Source organism: Neobacillus drentensis, assembly GCF_036966985.1.
Classification (GTDB): Bacteria; Bacillota; Bacilli; order Bacillales; family Cytobacillaceae; genus Neobacillus; species Neobacillus drentensis_E.
Genome location: NZ_JBALSN010000799.1, coordinates 1 through 998, shown reverse-complemented (window position 1 = coordinate 998; position 998 = coordinate 1). Strand labels below are relative to the sequence as shown.

The window sequence follows — 998 nt, the reverse complement described above, 5'->3', positions numbered from 1 at the left end:
AACTTAGAAAGGTGGACCTCTTTAGAAGAGAAGCATGAAGTAACTGTAATTCACGCATTAGAAATGTATGTCCATGAGAAGGTCGCAAAAAATAAATTTACTCATGTTATATCAGATCTTCCAACAAAGTCGGAATTTATTGATTTTCTTGTTCAATTCCGTGCTAAGCAAGTGATAAAAAAGAGGATAATACCCATAGAGAATGTCATACAAAACATAAAAATATTTTATTAAGTTTGTGAAACAATGTACTTAAGCTAACGGGTAGCGTTAGTAAAACAATCTAAATTTTCAATGAAGCCAAAGTATGCATTATTTTATTCACTCAAATGCATATTTTGGCTTCTTTATTATGCAGTAGGTTTTTTATTAATTGGTAAATCTCTTGTCGTACATTGGTAAAAAAGATGGCAAGGGTGGTAAAATCTTGTGAACGTAATCAATAATTCCTAGAAAACGAAAAAGAAGTCTACCTCATAATAGAGATTAGACTTCTTTTTCGTATTATTGTTGCTTTTCAAATTGGAGAATCCCTTTGTCAACAGATACCCATCCCTTATAGCCAAGATGGATGGTATCCTTAAAGAAATATTTATCATATTCATGACTGGATAAATCTAATACAGGGAAGCCGTTCTTTTCAACCTGTTTTTTTACCTTCACATAGTAATCCGTGCGTCCTTTGGCTGGAAACCCAGTATAATCTGACCAGTAACCATTAACAGGAACGGAAACAAATAAGGGTTTTGCACCTGCTTCTTTTAGTACATCGAGAACCAGCTGCAGATCTTGATATTGTTTCGATGTTGCATAACTGGCTCCCTTTTTGTACCCGTGAAGTTTATCCAATTTAGGTTGTAACATTGCTTTATAATACAAATCATTCACATAGAACGGATTGGTTGTTGTTTTTTTTGCAGCCATATGGCCGGCAGCGTCTTCAAGCTCAGCCCATGATTTATTCTGTGTGAGGGCTGGTTTTGGATGAAGTTTTTTCA

General features: G+C 34.7%; 2 protein-coding genes. One reads left to right on the top strand and one right to left on the bottom strand.

The features are described 5' to 3' along the window. Window positions 1-234: hypothetical protein (locus V7659_RS31855; RefSeq protein ID WP_335543960.1), on the top strand; the 234-nt coding region annotated here is incomplete at its 5' end. 270 nt (window positions 235-504) lie between these two features. Here the strand turns inward: V7659_RS31855 and dltD are convergent. Continuing rightward, window positions 505-998: D-alanyl-lipoteichoic acid biosynthesis protein DltD (gene dltD / locus V7659_RS31850; RefSeq protein WP_335543959.1), on the bottom strand; the 494-nt coding region annotated here is incomplete at its 5' end.